This is a genomic window from Nocardia gamkensis NBRC 108242 (assembly GCF_001612985.1).
In the GTDB taxonomy this organism is placed as follows: domain Bacteria; phylum Actinomycetota; class Actinomycetes; order Mycobacteriales; family Mycobacteriaceae; genus Nocardia; species Nocardia gamkensis.
In genome coordinates, this window is the sequence record NZ_BDBM01000101.1 from 1 (window position 1) to 2,457 (window position 2,457).

The window sequence follows — 2,457 nt, forward strand, 5'->3', positions numbered from 1 at the left end:
GCGGTGCGACCGGAGCAGCCGCGAAGGCGATCCAGGTGGCTCTCGCCCAGCTCGGTGACCCGTATATCTTCGGTGCGGAGGGGCCGAACGCTTTCGACTGCTCGGGCCTGATGCAATACGCGGCGGCCGCCGCCGGTGTGCGGATTCCGCGAGTGGCCGCGGATCAATACCGGACATTGCCCAAGGTGAATCCCCGGGACATCAAGCCCGGCGACCTCATATTCCCGTCCGAATCGTTCAAAGGGGCGAACAACCCCGGTCACGTGATCATGTACATCGGCAACGGCATGTGCGTCGAGGCTCCACATACCGGTGGCCACGTCCAATACCGGAAGCTGCCCGGCAGTTACGCGGCCGCCCGCTGGGCATGACCGTCCGGCTCAATACCCCACATACGAGCCGCCGCCCCGCATCTGCACGATCCCCGGCACATTGCCGACCGATCCGTATCGCTCGATGGCATAGCGCACGCCCGCGACGATGTTGTCCACTGGATTCCAGATATCACGGTGCCCCGGAACGGAATACGCGTTGAACGTCGGATCGATGGTCTGCATCAACCCTTTCGAGGGGATTCCCGCCGCGGCATTGCTGTCCCAGAGATTGATGGCGTTCGGGTTGCCACCGGATTCGTGCTGGATGATCGCCGCGATATCGGCCGGGTCGATCTGGCGCGTGTCGTAGCCGTGCTGGCGCAACACCTGTAGCGCTTCGTTGATCCATTGCCCCTGCTGGCCGGACGGCCGGGTGCGCGGCGGCCCGCCACTGGGCGTCCGCATGCCGGAGTGCGATGTGCGGCGAGGTCTGCGCGGCTGGGCCGGCCGCGATTCACGCAGGTAGCTGTCGGCCAGCGCGGCCACCCGGTCGGCGGTGAGCACCGTCGCGGCCTGCCCCTGACCCAGCACTGTTCCCGCGCGTTGCAGGGCGTTTTCGAGAGTGGAGATCACCAGTTGCCTGCTCGCGTTGGCATCCTGGACATTGCCGAGGGCGGTCAGGGCGGTGTTCACCTCGGCGACTATCGCTCCGATCGCGGCGCGCCCCTGTGTGGTGCTGTCGACCGCGCCGCCGAGAATGCGCTCGAGTTCGGCGTTCATCGACTGCGTCGCATTGCCGTGGCGAGCGCGATTCTGGCTGCTCGCGGTGTACTGCGAGCCGAGCGCACCGTCCCACACCACGGGGCCGCTCGGCCGCGCGGCGTCGACATCGGGTGGCGCGTAGGGCTTTCCCGCCACGGCGGTCGGGGAGCCGTCACCGTACTGGGCCGCGATGGCGGCCAACGCGCCCATCGCCGCGGCTGCCATGGGCATGGACGAACCGGCCGTGCCGAGCGCGTCCGAGCGCGGAAGGGAAGCGGAGCCCGAGGCAGCAGTTGTCTCGGATGCCGACGGCGCGTTCTGGGTGCGTCCCTGAGCCGTCGCGCCGGCCGGCGCGGCGATCGGCGCACCTGCCTGCGCCCGCGGGATCGGGGTGGGAGCACCGCGCGTCGCGGACTTGGCGGGGCGGCGCGGCGCGGCGGTGGTGGTGGCGCTCGCACGCATGTCGCGAGGATCGCCGGGATCATCGGAATCCCGCTCGGGCGGAGTGCGATCCGTCGGAGCCATCAGTTCCCCCGATGCGCGCGGACACTACGAACGGTGATCACAGAGGCAGCCACGATTCACCTTCCGCCGGACGCCCCGGTACGCGCTGCCGATCACCGGACACGATCAGCGCGTGCTGGAGCCGGAAGAGTTCACAGCCGACGCGGCAGCGACGTGGCAATCCGCGCCGATGCGGTGAACTTCGTGCCGCCTTGCCCGGCTGTCGGATCACCCGACTCGGAATGCCTCTTACTCGGCCCTCGTCCCGAAACGTATCCGCAGCTTAATGTAGATATCTCTCGCGCACGGCCCCGCCTGTTCCCGCTTGCGGGAATACCAGTGCCCCCGGTCCCGGCACCCGGCCGCGGGGCAACCGCGAGGCGCCTCGGTGAAAGACTGCACCGAGCGACCGGCGAAGGCCGGGCGAGGTCAAACGGCGACGTTGCGCATTGCCGAGGCAATGCTGTTGGCGTAGGCGATGCGCTGCCCTCTCGCCTCACCGGAGCTTCTTTCGTAATACTGGTCGAAGACCGCCGCCGCGTAGGCAGGCGTCTGTGCGGCCCGGAGATATCCATACGCGGTGGATTCATTGCTGCGCAATTCGGCCATCATGAAATCGACCTGGACCTTCCAGTCGGTGACCGGCTTCCCGCGAGCTGCCGCGAACCGCTCCAGGGCCTGCCGTCGCCCACCCCGCCACTGACACAGACCGATAGCGCCTTCGCCCGAGTTGTACGCGCTGGTCTTGAAACCCGACTCGACCTGGATATTGCCCACGATCCCCGCAGCCTGCGCAGGCGTGAGTCCATGTTTCGATATGAGGTAGCGATAGACGTCCGCCGGATTGGCGTTCGAGCCCCCAGGAATGTTGTCGGCG

3 protein-coding genes are annotated in these 2,457 nt (G+C 67.8%); 1 reads left to right on the forward strand and 2 read right to left on the reverse strand.

The window, feature by feature from the left end:
* A partial coding sequence (locus NG1_RS34770) for a C40 family peptidase (RefSeq protein WP_168434304.1) occupies positions 1-371 on the forward strand: 371 nt, incomplete at its 5' end.
* 9 nt (positions 372-380) lie between these two features.
* On the opposite strand, the gene NG1_RS34775 is transcribed toward NG1_RS34770, so the two are convergent.
* Positions 381-1,538: a transglycosylase SLT domain-containing protein gene (locus NG1_RS34775; protein ID WP_084499427.1), complete on the reverse strand. Its 1,158-nt coding sequence runs from the start codon at positions 1,536-1,538 to the stop codon at positions 381-383.
* Between the two features lie 471 nt (positions 1,539-2,009).
* Positions 2,010-2,457 (reverse strand): phage tail tip lysozyme (locus tag NG1_RS37695; protein ID WP_210751014.1); only part of this gene is annotated, 448 nt, incomplete at its 5' end.